The sequence below is a fragment of the Paracraurococcus ruber genome (assembly GCF_004353985.1).
In the GTDB taxonomy this organism is placed as follows: Bacteria; Pseudomonadota; Alphaproteobacteria; order Acetobacterales; family Acetobacteraceae; genus Paracraurococcus; species Paracraurococcus ruber.
The window spans coordinates 1-21,340 of sequence record NZ_SMOA01000061.1 but is presented as its reverse complement, the minus strand read 5'-3'; the positions used below and the strand labels follow the sequence as shown (position 1 = coordinate 21,340).

Below are 21,340 nucleotides of genomic sequence, written 5' to 3'. Positions count from 1 at the left end.
GCTGGGGGAAGGTCACGTGGATCGGGACTCCGCAAGCAGGGGCCGGTCGGATCGCGGCGCGCCGGATCCGGGAAGGCCGTGATGCGTGGCGCGGGGCGGTGGAGGCCCGCCCTCGATGCCGGCACCCTGCTGGCCGGTAGTGACCCGTTTCTGAACCACCCGCCATGCGTGCATGGCGGATCACGGGTCACGCCACCGGCCTGTTGCGGGCGATCAGCCGTGCAGGAAGGCGGGCGGCAGCAAGCCGATGGCTGCCGCGACCTGCGGCCGCATCGTCCAGGGAAAATCGCCGTCCCGCTGACCGTCGGGGCCCTGCACGGGCGAAGCGGTCGAGGTCGGCGCTCCGTCAGGCCGCTTCGGCAATATCATGCCGAGATCGTCGGCAATCGCCTGGCCGAGCAGGCCGAATTGCAGGTTCGCGGTGGTGTCGTTCGGATAGCCCGCAGCCGCGGCCAGTTGCGTGGCGGTGAGCGTTCGGCCCGGTGCCTCGTACAGCGCGCGCAGCATCCTGCGCCGCCCGGGACCGATGGCGGCGTCCAACCGCCTGAAGGCTGCGGCATAGTCCGCGGGCATGGGGATCCGGTTCTCCGGATCGCGGCCGGCGGCCGCCTCGCGCTCGTCGAGAAGCGCCCGGAGGCGCGCCACGACCTCGGCTTCCGTCGGTGCCGTGGCGTCGAACAGGATGACGCCGGCCCGCATGGCACGGCCGCGGTAGCGACCGCCCTTCGCCGGGTGGGTGCGGACCAGATACGGCCCGTGCCGATGCTCGCCGGTCCGCATGCTCACGCCGCCAGGCGGTCGATGCGGTCGCGCAGCTTGTACCACTCGCCGATGAAGGGCAGGACCCAGTTAGGGTTGCCGCTGTAGAAGGGCCGCGTCGGGAAGGGCAGGCCATCCAGCGCGAAGCGTGCATTGGCGGCGCCGGCCAGCTTCAGCGCCACATTGTGCCCCAGCCAGGTCGCCATGGCGACGCCGCTGCCCTGGCAGCCCGCGGCGTAGTGGATGCCACGCTCCACGCCGATATGCGGCAGGTGGTCGAAGGTGAAGGCGACATGCCCGGTCCAGGCATGGGTGATCCTCGTGTCCTTCAGCTCGGGGAAGCAGGCCGTCATGTAGGCGTGCAGCGCGGGCGCGGTGTCCTCGGCGGTCGCGGCGCGGAAGCTGGCGCGGCCGCCCCACAGAACGCGCTTCCCGTCCGGCGAGGGACGGAAATAGTTCAGCACGCGCTTGCTGTCGGCCACCATGCGCCGGCCGGGGAACAAGCGCTCGATGACATCCTCGCCCAGTTCCTCCGTGGCGATGATGTAGCTGTTGAGCGGCACGAGCCGGCGCGCCAGCCAGGGCAGGGCGGTGCCGCGCTGGTCCAGCGAATAGCCATTGGTGGTGACCAGGACGGCATCGGCGCGCAGTTCGCCCTTGTCGGTCGCGACGCGGAAGCCGCTGCCCTGTTCGCGGATGCCCTGCACCCGCACGCCATCCACCAGCCGGGCGCCCGCGCGTTCCGCCGCCGCGGCCAGGCCGCGGGCATATTTCCCGGGATGCAGGCTGCCGGTCGCCGCCACCAGCATGCCGCCATGGTAGTGGTCGCTGCCGAGCGCCTCCCGCTGCCTCTCCTTCGGCAGCATGGTCACCGGCAGGCCGGTGATCTCGGCCAGCCCCTCGGCGCGGCGCGCCATGGCGTCGTAATGGCCGCGTGACCAGGCGGCGGCGTAGCGGCCGCAGCGGACATAGTCGCAGTCGATCCCCTCCCGCGCGATGGTCTCCTCGATGAAGGGGAAGCTGGCGGCGGCGGCGCCGGTGATGGCGCGCGCCTGGTCCTTGCCGAAGCTCTTCTCGAGCCCCGTGCCGGCCACCTTCAGCCCGCCCGAGACCATGCCGCCATTGCGGGAGGAGGCGCCCCAGCCGATCCTCTCGGCATCCAGCACCACCGCCTGCCGCCCCAGGCGCTGCAGGGTCAGCGCGGCGGACAGCCCGGCATAGCCGCCGCCCACGATGGCGATGGGCGCATGGTCCGGCAGGCTGGCGTCGCGCTGCGGCGGCTCGGCGGCTTCCCACCACCAGGGGCGCGTCGTGAAGCCGGGGGCGAGCAGCGGATGGGCCATCAGGGGATTCCCGCAAGGGCTGGAATGGGGTTTGCTAGCCCCGAGGGTCGAGCGAGTGGCGGATTGCCGCAAGAGGGGACCGGGCATGCAAAGCTTCCACCAGGATTGCGTCGCGCTGGCGGGCGAGTTGCACGCGCGCGGCCGCCTTTCCCGCCGTGGCCTGGGGCGGGCGCTGGCCGCGCTGGGCCTGGCCGGCGCGGCGGGCGACGCGGCGGCCCAGGCGGAACGGCAACTGGTGATGGTGAACTGGGGCGGCCTGGCCAATGAGGGCTTCGGCCGTTTCTACGGCGCCCCCTTCGCCGCCGAGACCCCTGGCTGGCGGGTGGTGCAGGACAGCACCGGCCCGGCCACCGGCCGCATCCGCAGCATGGTGGAAAGCGGCCGCGTCACCTGGGACCTCTGCGACAGTTCCGCCAGCGGCGCCAACCTGCTGGGCAAGCTGAACCTGGCGACGAAGATCGACTATTCGGTGGTGAACCGGGAGAATGTGATCGGCCCCGGCTTCGCTCTGGAGTACGGCGCGGCGCCCTATTCCTTCAGCTCGGTCCTGGTCTACGACAGCAGCAAGTTTCCCACGCCGCCGACCTCCTGGGCGGATTTCTGGGACCTGCGGCGCTTCCCCGGCATGCGGCTGCTGCGGCGCGATGCCGTCTGCAGCCTGGAAGCGGCGCTGATGTCCATGGGCCACGCGCCCAACGCGCTGTATCCGATCGACACCCGCGCCGCGATCCGCCGCGTGACGGAGCTGCGGCGCAACCTGATCTTCTGGACCAATGGCTCGGAGAGCGAGCAGGCGATGCGCACGGGAGAGGCGGTGATGGGCCAGATCTGGCACACCCGCGCCAGCGTGCTGGAACGCGAGACCAACGGGCGCCTGAAATTCGTCTGGAACCAGGGCATCCTGCAGCCGGGCATCTTCGTCATCCCGCGCGGCAACCCGGGCGGCGCCATGGCGCAGCGGCTGCTGGCCAGCATGCTGGCGAAGCCGGAGCCGCAGGTCGGCCTGCTCGGCCTGCTGGGCAATGGCCCGACCAACCCGCAGGCCGCCGCCATGGTCCCGGCCGAGCTGAAGCGCTTCAACCCGACCGACCCCGACAACGAGAAGCAGCAGGTGGTGATCGACGGCACCTGGTGGGGCGAGAACTACCAGGCGGTGAACCAGGACTACCTCGATGCGGTGACCGGCTAGCCCGCGGATGCGCAACCGACGGGTGATGGCGGTGAAGTCGGGCGGGGAGGCGGGCCTCGCCGAATTCCGCGCCGCCTTCGCCGGGCTCGATCCCATGCTGGACCTCGTCCGGTGGGAGGAGGCGCTCGGTGCGCCGGAGACGGTGGACTATGCGCTGGTCTGGGATCCCGGCCCGGGCGAGCTGGCGCGCTTCCCGCATCTGCGGGTGATCTTCGGCGCCGGCGCCGGCGTCGACCTCATCACCGCCGACCCGGACTGGCCGCGGCACATCCCGCTGATGCGCATGGCGACGCCCGAGGCGGCGCAGCGGATGGGCGAGTTCTGCTGCTGGGCCGTGCTGTCCCTGCTGAAGAATGCGCGGCGGATGGCCATCGCCCAGGCCAAGGGCGCCTGGGACTACTTCGAGGCGCCGGGACGCGCCGAGCTGACCCCCGTCGGCATCATGGGCCTTGGCGCCATGGGGGCGCGCAGCGCGGCGATGCTGCGGGCGCTGGGTTTCCCGGTGCTGGGCTGGTCCCGCACGCGCAAGGAATTGCCGGGCGTCGAGAGCTTCGCCGGTGCGGCGGCGCTGCCGGAATTCCTCGGCCGCTGCCGCATGCTGGTCTGCCTGCTGCCGGCGACGCCCGAGACGCGGCACATCATCCGCGCCGAGACCCTCGCCCTGCTGCCGGAGGGCGCGGGCTATGTCGGCGCCGGCCGCGGCATGCAGCAGCGGCTGGAGGATGTGCTGGCCGCGCTCGACAGCGGCCGCCTGTCCGGCGCCGTGCTGGACGTGTTCGAGCCGGAGCCGCTGCCGGCGGGCCACCCGCTCTGGTCGCATCCGAAGGCCACCATCACGCCGCATGTCGCCAGCCTGCCGACGCGCGCCGAGCGCGCCGCGCATGTCGCCCGCGCCATCGCCGCCTTCGAGCGCGGCGAGGCGTTGACCAACCTCTACGACCCTGCGCGAGGCTACTGAGATGCCATCCACCCCAAATGGTCCGCGGCACGGCCCTTCCGGGGGCCCCGGGCTGCCGCCGCCGCCCCGCCGCCCCGACCCCGACCATGTGCCGACCGAGCGCGAGGTGCGGGAGGACCTGGCCGCCGCCTACCGGCTGATAGCGCTGTACGGGATGACGGACCTGGTCTTCACCCATCTCTCGGCCAGGGTGCCGGGGGAGGGCCATCGCTTCCTGGTCAACCCCTATGGCCTGCTGTTCGAGGAGATCACCGCCAGCAGCCTGGTGGTGGTGGATGCCGAGGGCGAACCGGCCCAGCCCACCGACTGGCCGGTGAACCCCGCCGGCTTCGTCATCCATTCCGCCGTGCATCTCGGCCGTGCCGATGCGCATTGCGTGATGCACACGCATACGCTGGCCGGCATGGCGGTGGCGGCGCAGCAGGGCGGGGTGCTGCCGCTGAACCAGATCTCCATGGAGTTCGACGGCCGCGTCGCCTACCACGACTACGAGGGCGTGGCGGCCGACGACAACCTGTCCGAACGGGAAAGGCTGGTGCAGGACCTGGGCACGAAGCCCTGCATGGTGCTGCGCCACCACGGGCTGCTGACGGTCGGCCGCACGGTGGCCGAGGCCTTCTACTGGATGTGGTACCTGGAGCAGTCCTGCCGCATCCAGCTGGCGGCGCAGGGCGGCGGCGTGCCGCTGGCCATCCCGAGCCGCGGGACGGTGGAGCGCACGCGGGCGCAGTTCAGCGAGGGCCCGACCAAGGGCTGGCTGCCCTGGCAGGCCCTCAAGCGGAAGCTGGACCGCGAGCAGCCGGACTACCGCGAGTGACCGCGCTGCCGCGGCCGGAGGCGATGGCGCCGGCGGGCAGCGCCGCGCATGCGCTGGAATTGCGCGGGCTGAGCAAGCGCTACGGCAGCTTCACCGCTGTGGACGCGGTGTCCCTGCGGGTGGAGCGCGGGCAGTTCCTGACTCTCCTCGGCCCGTCCGGCAGCGGCAAGACCACCATCCTGATGGCGATCGCCGGCTTCGTGGCGCCGAGCGCCGGCGCGGTGCTGCTGGACGGGGCGGACATCACCGCCCTGCCGCCGGAACGCCGCGACTTCGGCATGGTCTTCCAGGGCTATGCGCTGTTCCCGCACATGACGGTGGCGGAGAATGTCGCCTTCCCGCTGCGCGTCCGCCGCCTCGGCCAGGCGGCGCGCGAGGCCAAGGTGCGCGCGGCGCTGGACCTGGTGCAGCTGTCGGCCTTCGCGGAGCGGCGGCCCTCGCAGCTCTCGGGCGGGCAGCAGCAGCGCGTCGCGCTGGCCCGGGCGCTGGTCTTCGAGCCCGACCTGCTGCTGCTGGACGAGCCGCTCTCGGCACTCGACAAGAAATTGCGCGCCGAGCTGCAGGAGGAGCTGAAGGCGCTGCATCGCCGCATCGGCCGCACCTTCGTGAACGTGACGCATGACCAGGAGGAGGCGCTGTCGCTCTCCGACCAGGTCGCCATCCTGAACCACGGGAAGCTGGTCCAGATGGGCGCGCCGGAGGCGCTGTACGAGCGGCCGCGGACCCGCTTCGTCGCCGATTTCCTCGGCAAGTCGAATTTCCTCCGCGGCACGGTGCGGGAGGTACGGCCGGACATGATGGCGCTGCAGGCCGGCGGCACGCGGCTGCTGCAGGCCGTGCAGGGCGCGCATCCGGCGCCCGGCACGCCGGCACTGCTCTCCCTGCGGCCGGAGAAGATCGCGCTGCTGGCCGGAGAGGAGGCGGCGGACAACGCGGTGGCGGGCCGCATCGAGGCCTGGGCCTATCTCGGCGCCGGCTATGCGCTGACCGTGGCGACCGACGATCTCGGGCCGCTGCGGGTGGCGCTGCCGGCCTGGCGGGCGCCGATCGCCCCGCGGGAGGGGCTGCCGGTGCGCCTGGGCTGGAGCGCGGAGGCCGCGGTGCCGGTGCTGGAGGATGCCGATGGCGCGTGAGGCGGCGCTCGCCTTGCCGGCGGCGCGCCGCGCCTGGGCGCTGCCGCGCGATGCCGGCTGGTATGCGCTGCTGCTGCCCGCATTCCTGCTGATGACGCTGCTCTATGTCGCGCCGATCCTGCAGGTGCTGGCGATCTCGGTGACGGAGCCGGCGCCGGGGATCGGCAATTACGAACGCCTGTTCACCAACCCGGGCGTGCAGCGGGTGATCGGCACCACGCTGCGGATCTGCGTCACCACCACCGCGGTGGCCCTGCTGCTGGGCTATGCGCTGTCCTATGTCATCGCGCTCGCCTCCCCGCGGGCGCAGCGCTGGTGGCTGCTGGGCGTGCTGGTGCCGCTGTGGATTTCCGTGCTCGTGCGCGCCTTCGCCTGGGTGACGCTGCTGCGGCGGCAGGGGCTGGTGAACCAGGGCCTGGACGCGCTGGGGCTGATCGAGGAGCCGCTGCGGCTGGTCTGGAACGAGTTCGGCATCGTCGTCGGCATGGTGCACTACATGGTGCCCTATGCCGTGCTGCCGATGCTGGCGGCGATGAAGGAGATCGACCCGCGGCTGCTGGCGGCGGCGCGCGGCATGGGCGCGTCGCGCCTGACCGTCTTCCGCCGCGTCTTCCTGCCGCTGTCGCTGCCGGGGCTGATCGCGGCCGGCGTGCTGGTCTTCATCTTCTCGCTCGGCTTCTACATCACGCCGGCGATCCTCGGCGGCGGCAAGACGCTGATGGCGGCCGAATGGATCAAGCTGCAGATCCTGGACCTGGTGCGCTGGGGGCTTGGGGCCATGCTGGCGACGGTGCTGGTGGTGGCGATCCTCGTCACGCTCGCGGTCTTCTCCCGCGTGGTGGATCTGCGGCGACTGTTCGGGGGCGGGCGGTGACGCCGCCCGATGGCCGGAGCGCCGCAGGGCGCGGAGGGCTGAATCGGCCGGCACGGGCAAGGATGCCGCCCGATGGCCGGAGCGCCGCAGGGCGCGGAGGGTTGAATCGGCTGGCGGGACGGGGAGGGCGGCGCGCATGACCGGCGGCTACAGGGCCGGGCCGCTGGCCCGCGGCATCGCCTGGGCGACGGTGATCTACCTGGTGCTGCCGATCACCATCGTGGTGCCGGTCTCAATGACCGACCGGCGCTACCTCTCGTTGCCCTACGAGACGCTGAGCCTGCGGCACTATGCCAACCTGCTCGGCTCCGAGGCCTGGCTGGGCGCGATCTGGCAGAGCCTGTGGATCGCCATCGCCTCCACCGCCATCGCCGTGGTGGCGGGGACGCTGTGCGCGATCGGCTGCTGGCGCCTGGCACGGCGCAGCACCGAATGGGTGCGGGCGTTGATGCTGCTGCCTCTCATCATCCCCTCCATCGTCTATGCGGTCGGGCTTTACCGCTGGTTCGGGACGCTGGACCTGCTGGACCGGTTCCTGGGCGTCACGCTGGCGCATGGCGTGACCGGCATTCCCTATGTGGTCATCACCGTCTCCACCGCGCTGGCCGCCTTCGACCCGCGGCTGGAACAGGCGGCGCGGGGCATGGGCGCCAGCCTGGGGCAGACCCTGCGCTGGGTGATCCTGCCGCGGATCGCGCCCGGCATCGCCTCCGGCGCCATCTTCGCCTTCATCCATTCCTGGGACGAACTGGTGCTGGTGCTGTTCATCGCCAGCCGCAACGTGTTCACCCTGCCGCGCAAGATCTGGGACGGCATCAACGAGAACCTGGACCCGACCATGGCGGCCGTGGCGGTGCTGCTGATCGTCTTCACGGTCCTGCTGCTGCTGCTGGACGGCGCATTGCGGGCGCGGCGGGACCCCTAGGCCCCCGCTACCGCCGGTCGCTCCGCGGGTCCAGCGCGTCGCGCAGCCCGTCGCCCACCAGGTTGAAGGCGAGCACCACCAGGAAGATCGCCAGGCCCGGGAAGATCGCCAGCCAGGGCGCCTGGGTCAGGAAGCGCTGCGCGCTGTTCAACATGCTGCCCCAGCTTGGCGCCGGCGGCTGCTGGCCGAGGCCGAGGAAGCTCAGCGAGGCCTCGGCGATGATCGCCTCCGCGATCGACAGCGTCGCCTGCACCAGCAGCGGCGGCACGATGTTCGGCAGGACATGCAGCAGGCCGAGCCGCCAGGGCGGGTTGCCCAAGGCGCGCGCCGCCTCGACCCAGTCCGTCGCCTTCGCCTCCATCGCCATGCCGCGGGTCAGCCGGACGAAGACCGGCGAGGCCGTGATGGCGATGGCGAGCATGGCGTTCTCCAGCGCCGGGCCGAGGAAGGCCGCCAGCGCGATCGCCAGGATCAGGAAGGGCACGGACAGCATCGCATCCGCGACGCGGGAGATGACCGTGTCGGTCCAGCCGCCGGCGAGGCCCGCCAGCAGCCCGACCGGCACGCCGATCAGCAGCGCCACCAGCACCGACACGACGCCCGCGAGCAGGGAGGCGCGGGCGCCATAGAGCACGCGCGAGAGCACGTCCCGCCCGTTCTCGTCCGTGCCGAACCAGTGCGCGGCGGAGGGCGCCTTGCGGATGGCGGACCAGGATGTCGCCAGCGGGTCGGCCGGCGCCAGCAGCGGCGCGCAGGCGGCCGCCAGCACGAACAGGACGATGACCACGAGCCCGAACACCGCCAGCCGGTGCCGCAGGAAGCGGCGGATGGCGCGGCGCGTCGGCGATTCGCCCCGGTCCAGCGCGGCGGGCAAGGTCGTGGTGCTCATGCCGTCCTCAGCCGCGGGTTGATGGCCATGTAGAGCAGATCGGCGACCAGGCTCAGCAGCACGAAGATCAGCGCCGTCGCCAGCACCACGCCCTGCACCACGGGGTAGTCGCGGTTGAACACCGCATCCACGATCAGCTTGCCGAAGCCGGGGATGGTGAAGATCTGCTCGGTCAGCACCGCGCCGGCCAGCAGCCGGCCGAACTCGATGGTGCCCAGCGTCACCACCGGGATCAGCGCATTGCGCAGCGCATGCTTCGCCACCACCACGCGCTCCGCCAGCCCCTTGGCGCGGGCGGTGCGGACATAGTCCTGGGCGAGGGCCGTCAGCATCGCCGCGCGGGTGTGCCGCATCAGCACGCCGGCGATGCCGCTGCCCAGCACGAAGGCCGGCATGATGGTGGTGGCCAGGCTCTGCAGCGGGTCCTCGGTCAGCGGCACGTAGCCGGAGGGCGGCAGCCAGCCGAGCTCCACGCTGAACAGCAGGATCATCATGATCCCCAGCCAGAAATTCGGCGTGGAGATGCCGAACAGCGCGACGCCGTTGGTCGCCCAGTCCACCGGCCGGTCGCGCTTCACGGCCGAGACGATGCCGGCGGGCACGCCGATCAGCACCGCGATGAGGAAGGCCATGCCGGCGAGCTGGAAGGTGACCGGCAGTTTCTCCAGGATCAGGGCGCCCACCGGCTCCCGGATGCGCCAGGAGAAGCCGAAGTCGCCGACCACCACCCGGGAGATCCAGCGGAGGTACTGTTCCCAGAGCGGCCGGTCGAGGAACAGCTCGGCGCGGATCTGCGCCAGCACCTGCGGGTCGCCGCGCTCCTCCCCGGCCAGGATCAGCGCCGGGTCGCCGGGCATCAGCTGCTGCAGCCCGAAGATCAGGAAGGAGAGGATCAGCAGCGTCGGCAGGATCTGCCCGATGCGGCGCAGCAGCCACAGCCCCATGGCGGCTCAGCCCGCCGCCGCGTCGCGCGCCCGGGCGCGCTGGAAGGCGGGCCGGGCGGTGATGCGGCCGGCATAGTCCTGGAAGATCGGCAGGGCCGGCACGATGCCGAAGCGCAGCGTCCAGGCCAGCGCCGAGCCCCAGACCACGTCGGCGGCGCTGTAGCGCTCGCCCAGCACATAGGGGCCGGGCGTCAGCATGCCCGCCACCGCATCCATCACCGCATCATAGGTGCCATAGGGGCTCATGCGCTGCGGCGCGGGGTCCCGCTGCGTCGCGCGGTCGATCACGGCCGGCTCGAAGCTCGCGGCGTAGAAGACCAGCCAGCGCAGGTAGCGGCCGCGCAGCGGGTCGTCCGGCGCCGGCGCCAGGCCGGCCTGCGGGAAGCGGTCGGCCAGGTGCAGGCAGATCGCCACCTGCTCCGTCACCGGCGTGTCCCCATCCAGCAGGGTCGGCACCTTGCCCAGCGGGTTCACCGCCAGGAATTCCGGGCTGCGGCCCTCGCCCGCCTGCAGGTCCAGCAGGCGCAGCGCGAAGGGCGCGCCCAACTCCTCCAGCAACGCCAGCACGGTGGAGGAGCGGGTATTCGGCGCGTGGAACAGCGTGATCGCCATGGCGTCCCCCGTCATTGCAGCCTGAGGCCCTGCGGCCGGATCAGCCCGTCCGGCACCGGCACGAAGCCGGACAGCCGGGCGGTGTGCGCGACGATGTTCTTGGCGTGCCACAGATAGATGCGGCTGCGATCCTGGCGGATGGCGATCTGGAAGGCGCGGGCATAGAGGTCGCGGCGCTTCTCCATGTCCTGCTCCATCCGGGCCTGGTCGAGCAGCCTGTCCACCTCCGGGTTGCTGTACTTGCCGTCGTTCTGCGCCCCGTTGGTGTGGATGAAGGTCCAGGTGTTGCCGTCCGGATCGACGCGGCCGGACCAGCCGATCAGGTAGGTCTCGTACTCGCCGCGCGTCGCGGCCTGGAGGGAGGAGGCGAATTCCATCGCGTTCAGCTTCAGCTCGAAGCCGGCCTCCTTCACCATGGCCTGGATGACCTCGCCGACCTGGCGCAGGTCGGGGTTGTTGGGGATGGTCATCTCCACCGGCACCGGCGTGGTGACGCCGGCCTGGCGCAGCAGCGCCCGTGCCGTCGCCAGGTCGCGCGGCTGCGGCTGGAAGTCCCGGACATGGTAGGGGTTGGACGGCGGGACGGGCTGCGCCGTCACCGTCCAGGCGCCCTCATAGACCACCTGGTTGATGGCGGCGCGGTCGATCGCCAGCTCGAAGGCGGCGCGGATGCGGGCATCCTTGGCGAAGGGCGTCTCGGCGCGCGGCCCGTTGCCGAGGTTGAAGTTGATGCTCTGGTAGCCCAGGCCATCATAGGCCAGCACCCGCAGGCGCGGGTTGCGCTGCACGGTCTTGATGTCGTCGGGCTCGATGGTCTGCACCATCTCCAGCGCCCCCGACTGCAGGTTGGCCAGGCGCACCGTGTTGTCGGGGATCGGCTGGTAGGTGATGCGCGGGATGGTGACCGCCTGGGCGTTCCAGTAGCCGGGGAAGCGCTCCACCACGATGCGGTCCTGCGCCACGCGCTCGACGAAGCGGTAGGGGCCGGCGCAGACCGGGCGGGTGCCGAAATTCCGCCCCGCCGCCTCGGCCGCCTTGGGCGAGACGATCATGCCGGCGCGGTCCGTCAGCTGCGACAGGAAGGGGGCGGAAGGCTCCTTCAGGCGGATGCGGACCGTCTTCGGGTCCACGACCTCCACCGACTCCATCGTGTTGATCTCGCCGCGGCGGAAGCTGCCCTGCAGCGTCAGGTGACGGTTCAGCGAATAGCGGACGGCCTCGGCATCCATCGCCTCGCCGTCATGGAAGGTGACGCCCTCGCGCAGGGTGATCAGCAGCGTCCTCGGATCCTCCCAGCGATGGCCGGTGGCCAGTTGCGGGACGATCTCCAGCTTCTCGTTGATGTCGAACAGCTTGTCGCAGAGCGAGGCGAAGACGATGCGGCCGACGAAGGTGCGGGCGAGCGTGGGATCCAGGATGTCGGGATCCTCGCGCAGGCCGATGCGCAGGGTCTGCGCCTCGGCGGCGGCGGCGAGCGAGAGCGTGGCGAGGGCGGTGAGCATCGTCCGGCGGATCATGCGTCAGGTCCCGTGTTGTTGCTTGCGGAGGGGCGTCGCGATGCCCGTCCGGTCCGGTTGCGCGGAAGCTGGGATCACGGCGTCGCGCCCTGCGGCGCCGCGCCGATCCGGGAGTGTTGGCGGCTCGGATTCACGGCGCTGCGCCCTGCGGCGCTGCGCCGACCCGATCCGGCACCCCCGCCGGCGCGCCGAAATGCGCCTGCAGGCGGCGCAGGCGCTCGCCGCCGGCGACGCGCTCCCGCAGCACGGGCGGCGGCGGCAGGCGGTCCTGCAGGTGGCAGGCGGCGCGGTGATCGGCGCCGGTGAGGTCCGGCGCCTGCTCCCGGCACACCGCCTCGGCGAAAGGGCAGCGGGTGTGGAAGCGGCAGCCCGGCGGGGGGGCGATGGGGCTCGGCGGATCGCCCTCGATCGGGGCGGCCTTCGCGCCGGTGCCCGGCACCGCCGCGAGCAGCGCGCGGGTATAGGGATGGCGCGGCGCGGCGAAGACCGCCGCCGCCGGCCCTTCCTCCACGATGCGGCCGAGATACATCACCGCGACCCGGTCGGCGATGTGCCGCACCACGCCCAGGTCGTGGCTGATCAGCACGAAGGTCAGGCCAAGCTCGCGGATCAGGTCCTGCAGCAGGTTCACCACCTGCGCCTGCACCGAGACATCGAGGGCGGAGACGGGCTCGTCGCCGATGACCAGCTTCGGGCCGCTGGCCAGTGCCCGGGCGATGGCGATGCGCTGGCGCTGGCCGCCGGAGAATTCATGCGGCCAGCGCCGCGCCGCCTCCGGCCGCAGTCCGACGCGTTCCAGCAATTGGTGGACGCGGGTCCGCTCGGCGCCGCGCGGGACGACGTAGTGCAGCTTCAGCGGCTCGGCGATCGCGTCCTCGACCGTCATGCGCGGGTCGAGGCTTGCAAAAGGGTCCTGGAAGATCAGCTGCATGTCGCGCCGGCGGGCGCGCAGCGCGCGGGGCGAGAGGCCACGGAGATCCTCGCCCATGAAGCGCACGGCGCCGCGGTCCGGCTCGATCAGCCGCAGCGCCAGGCGTCCCAGCGTGGACTTGCCGCAGCCGCTTTCGCCGACGATGGCCAGCACGCTGCCCTTGGCGACGGAGAGGCTGACGCCGTCCACCGCCCTGACGGCGCCCCGCGCCCGCCCCAGCGCGTCCCGCACCGGGAAGTGCCTGGCGACGTCGTCCAGTTCCAGCAGCGTCGTCACGCGGCCTGACTCGCGCCGGTCCGGGCCGGGTCCCGGCCTGGCGGGTAGGGTTCGGGGAGGGGAGATCCCTCCCCGAGCGGCGCGCGCCAGCAGGCGGACAGGTGCCCGGCATGCACTTCGCCGAGCGGCGGCGGCGTCTCGCAGTCCGTCCCCGCGAACGGGCAGCGCGGCGCGAAGCGGCAGCCCGGCGGCGGGTCGCGCAGGTCGGGCACCGTGCCCTCGATGCTCGCCAGCCGCGTCGCGCCGCCCTCGATGGACGGCACGGCGCCGATCAGCCCGACGGTGTAGGGATGCTCCGGCCGTTCGAACAATTCGGCGGCCGGCGCCGCCTCCGCGATGCGGCCGGCATACATCACCACGACCTGGTCGGCATGGTCGGCGACCACGCCGAGGTCGTGGGTGATCAGCACCACCGCCGTGCCGGTGTCGCGCTTTAGCTCGTCGAGCAGCGCCAGGATCTGCGCCTGCACCGTGACGTCCAGCGCCGTCGTCGGCTCGTCGGCGATCAGCAGCCGCGGCCGGCAGGCCAGGGCCATGGCGATCATCACCCGCTGCCGCATGCCGCCCGACAATTGGTGCGGGTATTGCCGGGCGCGGCGGGCGGCATCGGGGATGCGGACCAGCGCCAGCATCTCCACCGCGCGGTCCATGGCGGCGCGCGGCGACAGCCCTTCATGCAGCCGCAGCGCCTCCGCCACCTGCTCGCCGGCGGTGAAGGCCGGGTTCAGGCTGGTCATCGGTTCCTGGAACACCATCGCCAGGTCGCGGCCGCGCCTGCCCTGCCAGGCGGCGCCGGGCTGGCCGACCAGCTCCTCCCCCAGCAGCCGCACCGCGCCGCCCAGCCGGGCGCCGGGCGGCAGCAGGCCCATGATCGCCAGCGCGGTGACCGACTTGCCGCAGCCGCTCTCCCCCACCACCGCCAGCGTCTTCCCGGCCTCGACGGAGAAGGACACGCCATCCACCGCGCGCAGCGGGCCGCGATCGGTCGGGAATTCGACCGAAAGGTTCAGCACCTCGAGGACTGGCCGGCTGCTCATGCCCGGGTGGCCGCAGCGATGGCGGCATCGATGACGGCGCGGTCGAAGACGCCGGGATGGTCGCGGCCGGGCAGGAAGCGGCGGAAATGCACGAAGCGCTCCTGCGCCACGGCGTGCAGGCGGCGCAGCTCGGCCAGCGGGTCCGGATGATCGTCGGCGCGGATGTCGAGGTCGGGGTAGGGGTCGCGGCTCGCCACCTGCAGCGCGGCGGACTGCTTCCCGCGCTTGTCGCCGCCCGCGGCCTCGCCCGCTTCCAGCGCCGCGATCAGCCGCAGCGCGAGGGGCGTGCCAGCATGGGCGAGGAAGGCGTCGAGCGTCGCCTGCACCACCTGCGGCCCGGCCAGCATGTTGCCGGCGACCGAGACATCCCCGGCCTGCACGCTGCCGGCCCAGTCAATGCAGCCGGGGCCGGTATGCTGGGCGATGCGGCCATCGGCCCCCAGGATATGAAGCTGGCGGTGATCCCGGCCGGGATCGGCGCCGGTGAGGGCGGCGAGGATGGCCTCCGGCGCCTCCCCGCCGCGCAGCCGGGCCAGCGCGTCCGGGGCGTAGAGCGGATTGACCAGGGCCTGGGTGGCGACGGCGCCGACCCCGCCCTCGACCCGGGGGGTGACCGCGCCGACGGCGAAGAAGCGGGTGGCGACGGCCGCGCCGATCTCGCCGGTCGCCGGGTCGCGGGCCAGGATGGACCATGTCATGGCGGGCAAGGTGCCATGCCCACCCCCCCATGCAAGGGGCGGCCGGCGACCGAATTGGCCCGCCCGGCCGGCCCCTGCCTTCAGCGGGGGCGGTGTGGCGCCGCCTTGCGCAGGGGCGTCATGCCCTGCGGCTGGAAGGACACCGGCTCGGCATCCAGGGGCATCTCCGCGACCTGTTCGAAGCGCAGGCTGCGCTGCGGCGCCCGGCCGGCGGCATAGGCGGTGCCCAGCCGGTCATCCGGCCGGTTGTAGATGAAGCCGTAGGTCGGATAGACGCGGCCGAAGGTGCCGGTGTCGTAGCCGGCCTGCACGCGCACCGCCGTCCAGTCGTTGTTCTCGGAGACATCGATGACGGCGACGTTGTGCATGACCGTCCCCTTGCGGATGCCGGGGCCGGACCAGTTGGCGTGGTCGATCAGCACCTGGCGCGGCCCGAGGACGCGGCTGACCACCGCGACATGGCCGCTGCGCATCCCGCCGCTGCGGCGGAAGGCCATGACGGAGCCGGGCTCCGGGCGATCGCCGCGGTCGTAGCTGCCGGCGGCATTGTGCCACCAATCCCCGCCATTGCCGGTGATGGCCATGCCGGTGACGCCGCGGGCATAGGGCACGCAGGAAATGCCGCCCCAGCCGGCCGCCTGCACGGTGCGGCGGTGGCTGGCCGGCTGGCGATGCGCCTGGCCCGTCGCGGCCGCGGGCCCTTTCCGGGCATGGGCCTGGGATGCGAGGGCCCGGGCCGGTCCTGTCGGGCCTGCCTTGGCCGCGGCAGCCGGCGGGTCCTGCATCGGCCTGGCGGCATCGGCCTGTGCCATGGTGGCGACCGATCCCAGCAGGACGCAGAAGGCCGCAGTCGTCCCCGAGACGCGCATGAAATCCCCTGTCCCCAGTTTTTGGTCCCCGAGGCTGCGTGCTGCAGGCCTGCGAAGGCGCCTTGGGGGCGCCTCTCGCGAAAACCGGAGCGACAACCTGAAACCCCGGGTAACAAAGGACGGGTTAACGCGGAACCCGCAGGGCCCGAAACAACCGGATACAGGCGGTGATTTGCCGGATCACTGGCCGGTGACCGGCCTCCTAACGGAGACTGTTCCTAGGATCCGACCTCATCCGAACCGATGCCACACTGTGTCGGCGCAGATGCAACAGGTATGCAGGCGGTACGACTCCGCCCGTTCGGAGCCCCGACGCCCGCTGGCGGAAGGCCGCAACGCGGGGCAGTGCGGAGGCTCGACCATCCCGATCGCGGCACTCCCGGCGCGGCAGCGGGCTGGACCCTGTCGGCGCCCATGGCGCGGCGCGGCTCCCCCGGCGCGTGACCTGACGGTGGCCGATCGCGGGGCCTGGCCGGCGGCGCGGCCTGCACGCCTTGCCGCAAGCCGCCGGATGTGGACTCTCGCATCGGCCATCCGCGACGGGCCGAGGGGCGGAGCGCGGCGGGGCCGCGCATGCGGCACCACAGGAAGCGGCCCTGCCACAGGCGGTCGACGGCGGTGCCGCGTTCAGCCCTGGCGCCGCGATGCCGGGGCCGGCGAGGCAGCCGCCCCCGGGATCGGCCGCGCCAGCCTTGCCGCCGCACGCCTCAGGCACGGCATCCGGAGGATACGGAAGGGCCCGGATGCGGCTGCATCCGGGCCCCCCGATGGCATCCCGATCCCGGTGGCGGGATCAGCGGCAGGCGGTGACCATGATCTCCACCAGGTGGCGCGGGTCGGCCATGTTGGCCTCCACGCAGGCCCGCGCCGGCCGGCCGGCATCGCCGAGCCATGCCATCCACACCTTGTTCATGGCGTCGCGGTCGCGGATGTCCTTCAGCCAGATCTGCGCCGTCAGCAGCCGGGTCTTGTCGGTGCCGTTGTCCTCCAGCGCCTGGTCGATCTTGGCGATCACCTGCTCGGTCTGGCCGGTGATGTCCTTGGACAGGTCGTCGGCGGTCAGGCCGGCCAGGAAGACGAAGTTGTGGTACTCGACCGAGGTCGAGAGGATGGCATTGCTGCCCTGGCGGTTGATCTTGGACATCGGCGGGGCCCCTCCGTTGCGGATGGGAGGGTTCTAGCCCGGAACCCGCGGCCGCGTCATGGGGGTGCGCCGCCCGGTCGCCGCGGCCGGCGCCGGCCAGCGCGCGGCGCCGGTCAGGCGATGACGGATTCGCCCTGGCGGATGGCGGCGATCGCCTTCCCGATGGTCTCGTTCACCGTGTCGCAGCCGACGAAGAACAGGTGCTCCAGGCACTGCATCTCCAGGTGTTGCCGGCCGGGGTCGTAGGCATAGCGGATCTTGAACCCGGCCTTGGCGATCTCGCCGGACGGGGCGTCGATGATGATGCCGTATCGCGCCGCCTCAACCATGCCGGCCTGCCACATGGCGGGGGTGACGTCGTCGAAGCTGAGGGGGGTGCAGGCGGCCATGGACATGTCCTCCGGTCGGGCCGGGCGGGAGGCCCGGCGCGGCCGCAGGATCGCTGCGCGGCCGCGACGACGCAAAGCCGAACCGTTGCGGCCGCGCATGATGCATGCCCGGCCGCACGCCGCGCGCCGGCCGGCGCGCGCGGCGTGCGCCAGCGCATGGCGCGTCACGTCATCGCCGGGCCGGAGGCGAGGCGACCGGGCATCGCCGTGGCGTCGCCCCCATGCGGCGGCACGCGGCCACGCGACGGCACCGCCACCCCGGCGCACGGCCCCACGGGGTCGAGCAGCATGTCGATCATGCGGGTGCCCGAGCCGTCCGCGGGACCGGAGGCTGCGGGACACCGCCGCGCCATGCGGCAGCGCCGGCAGGGACGACGGAGGGCGTGTCAGCCGAGCGGCTTCGCCTTGGCATCCGCGGTCGTCCGCATCGCCAGGCTGCCGCTGATGGTCAGCTTCACCGGCTCCACCCGCTTCCACCAGGCGCTGGTGGCCGGGTCGCGCGCGGTGCCCGGCAACTGCACATCGTCCCAGCGTTCCGCCGCGGTGCGGTATCCGGTCGGCGGGACGGTGCCGATGCTGACGGTCCGCTTCGCCTAGCAACACGACACTGACATTTCGACGGGAGCGGGACGGTCACGGTCTGGGTGACGCCAGGCGCCGGGGCGCGCTTTCCGCGGCGTCGGCCCCGGGGGGCCGCCGCCTCGCCGCGCGGCGGGCGGCAAGCCGGGCCCTGCCGGCCGGGCTTCCGCCGATCGCCGGTCGCGCCGCCGGCGGCGCGCCTGCGCACCCGTCGCCTAGGCCACCGCGTAGCTGCTGCCCGAGGCCGCGGCGCCGATCATCGCCTCGAACACCGCGATGCCGTGCACCGCCTCCGCCAGCGGCAGGGGATAGGCCGGGCCGCCGGCCGCCGCGGCGGCGAAGGCGGACAGCTCCGCCGCCTCGATGTCGAGCTTCGGGTAGTCGCGCGTCCACGCCTCGCCGGCGCCCTCGCCCGGCACCGGCACGAAGACCAGCTGCTGCTGGCCGCGCATCTCGAGCGAGCCCTTCGTCCCGTACAGCGCCACCCGCCAGGTCTGCGGCGCCAGCGAGAGCGTGGCGAAGCCGCAGGTGGCGCCGGAGGCGAAGCGGCCGAGCATCGCCGTGGTGTCGTCCACATGCGGCAGCACGCGGCGATGCGACTGCACCGCCACCTCGGCGAAGGGACCCATCAGGTGGATCAGCATGTCGATCATGTGGATGCCCATGGCGCCCATGCCGCCCAGCGGGCTCTCGCTGCGGTCGGCGCGCCACATGCCGTCCTTCCAGCCGGCGGCGGCGGGGCCGCTGATATGCCCCTCGGCATGCAGGACGGTGCCGAGCGCGCCCTCGGCCAGCAGGCGCTTCATCTCGGCGGTCGCCGGCAGGAAGCGGCGGTTGTGGCCGAGCGCGAGCACCGTGCCGGCGGCGCGCGCGGCGGCGACCATCGCCTCGGCATCCGCCTTGGCCATGGCGAAGGGCTTCTCGACGAAGACATGCTTTCCCAGCTTCGCCGCGGCGATCACCTGCGCCGCGTGCTGCGAATGCGGCGTCGCCAGGACCACGGCCTCCACCTCGGGGTCGGCCAGCACCGCGTCGTAGCCCTCCAGCAGTCGGATGCCCTGTTCCCCTGCCCAGTCCCGCGCCTTGTCCGGCGTGCCGGTGCAGCCGGCGACGAAGCGCAGGCCCGCGTCGTTCCTGCGCTGCACGCTCTCCACCAGCACCCGGCCCCAGCGGCCCATGCCCACGATCCCGGCCTTCAGCATCCGTCCCGTTCCTGCCTTGCGAGTCGCGGGCAGCCTAGCGGCGGCGGCAGCGGCCGGGCAGGGGGGCCACCAGCCGATCAACCCGGGGTCCCGCCGCCAGGGCGACGTCAGCGCGCCGCGACCGGCGCCTCGCCGCGATCCTCCAGCACCCGCGCCATGCGCGGCAGCCGGTGCAGTCCCCAGCCCAGCACCAGCAGCGCCAGCAGCATCGCCAGGATGGTGGGCAGCCGCAGCCCGAACACCTCCCCCAGGCCACCGAGGGCGAGCGCGCCGAGCGCCGGGCAGGCGCGGGTGATGAGGCCCCAGAGGCTGAGCACCCGGCCGCGCATCGCCGGGTCGGCGGCGTTCTGCACCAGGGTCTGGGTGGAGATGCCATGGACCGACCCGGCCGCTCCCATGGCCGCGGCGCAGAGCAGGGCGAAGGGGAAGGCGCCGGTGGCGACGAAGCCGATCGTCGCCACCGCCTGCACGCCGACCGCGCCGATGGCCAGCCGCGTCGCGCCCTCCATCCGGCCGCGACTGGCGACCCAGAGGCCGGAGAACAGCGCGCCGATGCCGATGCAGGCGGTCAGCAGCGCCAGGCCGTCCGGGCCGCGCAGGAAGATGCGCTCGACGAAGGGCGGCAGGATCTCCTGCACCCCGCGCATCAGGATGGCGGCGATGGCGGCGAAGGCCAGAAGCGGGCCGATGCCGGGATGCTGGCCGGCATAGCGGAAGCCGGCCGCGGCCTCGGCCCAGACGCTGCCTTCCGGCGCATGCCCGCGCCGCTGGCTCGCCTCCACCCGCAGCAGCGGCATGGTCAGCGTGGCGATGACATAGGCCAGGCTGTTCAGCGCAATGGCCGGCACCACGCCGCCGGTGGCGATGATCGGGCCGGCCAGCCCCGGGCCGATGAAGCGGGCGACATTGAAGCAGAGCGAGTTGCAGGCGACCGCCGCCGGCAGGTCGGCGCGCGGGACGAGGCCGGGCATCAGGCTCTGCCGCGCCGGCTGGGAGAAGCTGGCGGCGATGCCGCTCATCACCTCCAGCGCCAGCAGCAGGCCGATGGTGAGCTCGCCGGCGGCGAGCAGGCCGGCGACCAGCGCCGCCTGCACCGCGATGGCGCCCTGCGAGACCATGCAGAGCCGGACCCGGTCCATGCGATCGGCGACCGCGCCGGCGATCGGGCTGAACAGCACGGCCGGCGCCAGGTCGCAGAAGGCCACCATGCCGACCCAGAAGGCGCTGCGCGTCATCTCCCAGGCCAGCCAGGACACCGCGATGCGGTGGACCCAGAGCCCCGTCCAGGAGACCAGCGAGGCGGCGAAGAACAGCCGCGCATCCCGGTGCGACAGCGCCCGCCCGAGAGCCCCCAGCCTGGCCATGCGCCGGGCTCAGGCCGGACCGGGGCGTTGAGCGCCGAAGGCGATCAACGGATTCCGGGCGGGGGGAATGGGGGACGGGGGCACCCCATCGCGCCCGGCGCGGCGGGGCCGCCGCGGGGCCCCGCGAAGGACGCGGCGGGCGGTCACCGCTGCGGCGGCGTCCGCGTATTCTCCTGCACGCACTGGTCGGCCAGGCGGTCGCGCTCGAAGATCCGGCCGAGCCGGTCGGTTTCGGCGCGCTGGGCGAAGATGCTGGCCTGGGAGCCGATCCGGCTGTCCCGCTCATCTTCCCGCATCAACTGGCCGCGGTCGCGGGTGGTGACGATCCGGTCGGCGTCGCGCCGGCAGGCGGCGGCGATGGCCGCCTGGTCGCGCATGGCGGCACCGGGCGGCGGCGCGGCAAGGACCTGGCCGGGCGCGCCGGGCCCCGCCGGCGCCGGCCGCGCGGGAGCCGCTGGGCCGGTCCCCACCGAGACCGGCCCGACGGCCGGGTCCCGTCCGCCCGGCGCGCAGGCGGCCAGCCCCCCGAGGATGGCGAGCAGCGTCAGGCAGGGCAGCGGGCGGATCATGCGCATGTCTCTCGGGCGATGCGGCGCCGGGGGGCGCCAGCGGTCAATACGGCGCCGGTCGGCGTTCGGAGGCAATACGGCACGGCTCGGCGGGTTCCGTCGATAGGGCAGCGCCCATCCGGCGGGCCGTTGCGCCGTCGCAGGCGGGGGGCGGGGCGACCGCCGCGGCCCGGGCACTCGCCCGGATATGCCAACCGGCCCAGGCCATCGCTCACCGGATGGATTCGCGCTGCACGGCGCACCCCCGCCGCTCCGGCCGGCTGCCGCTGGCGGCGCCGCAGGCCCGGCCGGGCCGGGCGACTCGGCGCCGCGATGCGCCGCC

General features: G+C 73.0%; 23 protein-coding genes. 7 read left to right on the top strand and 16 right to left on the bottom strand.

Annotated elements, in window-relative coordinates; all coding sequences use genetic code 11:
- Positions 1-213: 213 nt before the first annotated feature.
- Together E2C05_RS13440 and E2C05_RS13435 are read right to left on the bottom strand one after the other, a co-directional pair.
- Positions 214-786 carry a hypothetical protein gene (locus tag E2C05_RS13440; protein ID WP_133220152.1) on the bottom strand — a complete coding sequence of 191 codons (573 nt, stop codon included), beginning with the start codon at positions 784-786 and terminating at the stop codon, positions 214-216.
- The gene (locus E2C05_RS13435) at positions 783-2,102 is read right to left on the bottom strand and encodes an NAD(P)/FAD-dependent oxidoreductase (RefSeq protein WP_133220151.1); all 1,320 of its coding nucleotides are present in this window, start codon (positions 2,100-2,102) and stop codon (positions 783-785) included. The genes E2C05_RS13440 and E2C05_RS13435 overlap by 4 nt, the downstream gene beginning before the upstream one ends.
- 85 nt (positions 2,103-2,187) lie before the next feature.
- On the opposite strand from E2C05_RS13435, the gene E2C05_RS13430 reads away from it, so the two are divergent.
- From E2C05_RS13430 to E2C05_RS13405, 6 genes are all read left to right on the top strand, one after another.
- Positions 2,188-3,291: an extracellular solute-binding protein gene (locus E2C05_RS13430; protein WP_133220150.1), complete on the top strand. Its 1,104-nt coding sequence runs from the start codon at positions 2,188-2,190 to the stop codon at positions 3,289-3,291.
- A 7-nt stretch (positions 3,292-3,298) separates the two neighbouring features.
- A complete protein-coding gene (locus tag E2C05_RS13425) occupies positions 3,299-4,249 on the top strand; it encodes a 2-hydroxyacid dehydrogenase (RefSeq protein ID WP_192912458.1) in 951 nt (316 codons plus the stop codon).
- A 1-nt stretch (position 4,250) separates the two neighbouring features.
- On the top strand, positions 4,251-5,066 hold the full coding sequence (locus tag E2C05_RS13420; RefSeq protein ID WP_133220149.1) for a class II aldolase/adducin family protein: 816 nt from the start codon (positions 4,251-4,253) through the stop codon (positions 5,064-5,066).
- Entirely contained in the window at positions 5,063-6,199 is a 1,137-nt protein-coding gene (locus E2C05_RS13415; RefSeq protein WP_338045141.1) for an ABC transporter ATP-binding protein, read from the top strand. The genes E2C05_RS13420 and E2C05_RS13415 overlap by 4 nt, the downstream gene beginning before the upstream one ends.
- Positions 6,189-7,073: an ABC transporter permease gene (locus E2C05_RS13410; protein WP_133220148.1), complete on the top strand. Its 885-nt coding sequence runs from the start codon at positions 6,189-6,191 to the stop codon at positions 7,071-7,073. The genes E2C05_RS13415 and E2C05_RS13410 overlap by 11 nt, the downstream gene beginning before the upstream one ends.
- Positions 7,074-7,209: 136 nt before the next feature.
- Positions 7,210-7,998, top strand: a complete 789-nt coding sequence (locus E2C05_RS13405; RefSeq protein WP_133220147.1) for an ABC transporter permease — start codon at positions 7,210-7,212, stop codon at positions 7,996-7,998.
- Positions 7,999-8,005: 7 nt separating this feature from the next.
- Here E2C05_RS13405 and E2C05_RS13400 read toward each other — a convergent pair whose 3' ends face one another.
- The 11 genes from E2C05_RS13400 to E2C05_RS35135 all read right to left on the bottom strand — a co-directional run bounded on the left by E2C05_RS13400 (position 8,006) and on the right by E2C05_RS35135 (position 17,603).
- Entirely contained in the window at positions 8,006-8,887 is an 882-nt protein-coding gene (locus tag E2C05_RS13400; protein ID WP_133220146.1) for an ABC transporter permease, read from the bottom strand.
- Positions 8,884-9,831, bottom strand: a complete 948-nt coding sequence (locus E2C05_RS13395; RefSeq protein WP_133220145.1) for an ABC transporter permease — start codon at positions 9,829-9,831, stop codon at positions 8,884-8,886. The genes E2C05_RS13400 and E2C05_RS13395 overlap by 4 nt, the downstream gene beginning before the upstream one ends.
- 6 nt (positions 9,832-9,837) lie before the next feature.
- Positions 9,838-10,443, bottom strand: a complete 606-nt coding sequence (locus E2C05_RS13390) for a glutathione S-transferase family protein (protein ID WP_200305471.1) — start codon at positions 10,441-10,443, stop codon at positions 9,838-9,840.
- An 11-nt stretch (positions 10,444-10,454) separates the two neighbouring features.
- Positions 10,455-11,960 carry an ABC transporter substrate-binding protein gene (locus E2C05_RS13385; protein WP_192912457.1) on the bottom strand — a complete coding sequence of 502 codons (1,506 nt, stop codon included), beginning with the start codon at positions 11,958-11,960 and terminating at the stop codon, positions 10,455-10,457.
- Positions 11,961-12,090: 130 nt separating this feature from the next.
- Positions 12,091-13,167, bottom strand: a complete 1,077-nt coding sequence (locus E2C05_RS13380; RefSeq protein WP_133220143.1) for an ABC transporter ATP-binding protein — start codon at positions 13,165-13,167, stop codon at positions 12,091-12,093.
- The gene (locus E2C05_RS13375; protein WP_133220142.1) at positions 13,164-14,204 is read right to left on the bottom strand and encodes an ABC transporter ATP-binding protein; all 1,041 of its coding nucleotides are present in this window, start codon (positions 14,202-14,204) and stop codon (positions 13,164-13,166) included. The genes E2C05_RS13380 and E2C05_RS13375 overlap by 4 nt, the downstream gene beginning before the upstream one ends.
- The gene (locus tag E2C05_RS13370; protein WP_133220141.1) at positions 14,201-14,902 is read right to left on the bottom strand and encodes a DUF1028 domain-containing protein; all 702 of its coding nucleotides are present in this window, start codon (positions 14,900-14,902) and stop codon (positions 14,201-14,203) included. Before E2C05_RS13370 ends, E2C05_RS13375 begins: the two co-directional genes overlap by 4 nt.
- Positions 14,903-14,982: 80 nt before the next feature.
- Positions 14,983-15,546, bottom strand: coding sequence for a CHAP domain-containing protein (locus tag E2C05_RS34170; RefSeq protein WP_240046727.1), 564 nt, complete (start codon positions 15,544-15,546; stop codon positions 14,983-14,985).
- Between the two features lie 1,018 nt (positions 15,547-16,564).
- Positions 16,565-16,915 (bottom strand): RidA family protein, encoded by a 351-nt coding sequence (locus tag E2C05_RS13360; RefSeq protein WP_133220140.1) that lies wholly within the window; start codon positions 16,913-16,915, stop codon positions 16,565-16,567.
- A gap of 113 nt (positions 16,916-17,028) precedes the next feature.
- On the bottom strand, positions 17,029-17,304 hold the full coding sequence (locus E2C05_RS13355) for a hypothetical protein (protein WP_133220139.1): 276 nt from the start codon (positions 17,302-17,304) through the stop codon (positions 17,029-17,031).
- A gap of 164 nt (positions 17,305-17,468) precedes the next feature.
- Entirely contained in the window at positions 17,469-17,603 is a 135-nt protein-coding gene (locus E2C05_RS35135; protein ID WP_275670499.1) for a hypothetical protein, read from the bottom strand.
- A 106-nt stretch (positions 17,604-17,709) separates the two neighbouring features.
- Between E2C05_RS35135 and E2C05_RS32995 the strand changes: the two genes are divergently transcribed.
- Entirely contained in the window at positions 17,710-17,901 is a 192-nt protein-coding gene (locus E2C05_RS32995; protein WP_158292104.1) for a hypothetical protein, read from the top strand.
- A gap of 197 nt (positions 17,902-18,098) precedes the next feature.
- Here the strand turns inward: E2C05_RS32995 and E2C05_RS13350 are convergent, their stop codons facing one another.
- The 3 genes from E2C05_RS13350 to E2C05_RS13340 all read right to left on the bottom strand — a co-directional run bounded on the left by E2C05_RS13350 (position 18,099) and on the right by E2C05_RS13340 (position 21,018).
- Complete coding sequence (locus E2C05_RS13350) at positions 18,099-19,085, bottom strand: Gfo/Idh/MocA family protein (RefSeq protein ID WP_133220138.1); 987 nt, start codon at positions 19,083-19,085, stop codon at positions 18,099-18,101.
- Positions 19,086-19,192: 107 nt separating this feature from the next.
- Entirely contained in the window at positions 19,193-20,449 is a 1,257-nt protein-coding gene (locus tag E2C05_RS13345) for an MFS transporter (protein ID WP_133220137.1), read from the bottom strand.
- Positions 20,450-20,592: 143 nt separating this feature from the next.
- Positions 20,593-21,018 (bottom strand): hypothetical protein, encoded by a 426-nt coding sequence (locus E2C05_RS13340; RefSeq protein WP_133220136.1) that lies wholly within the window; start codon positions 21,016-21,018, stop codon positions 20,593-20,595.
- Between the last annotated feature and the right edge of the window lie 322 nt (positions 21,019-21,340).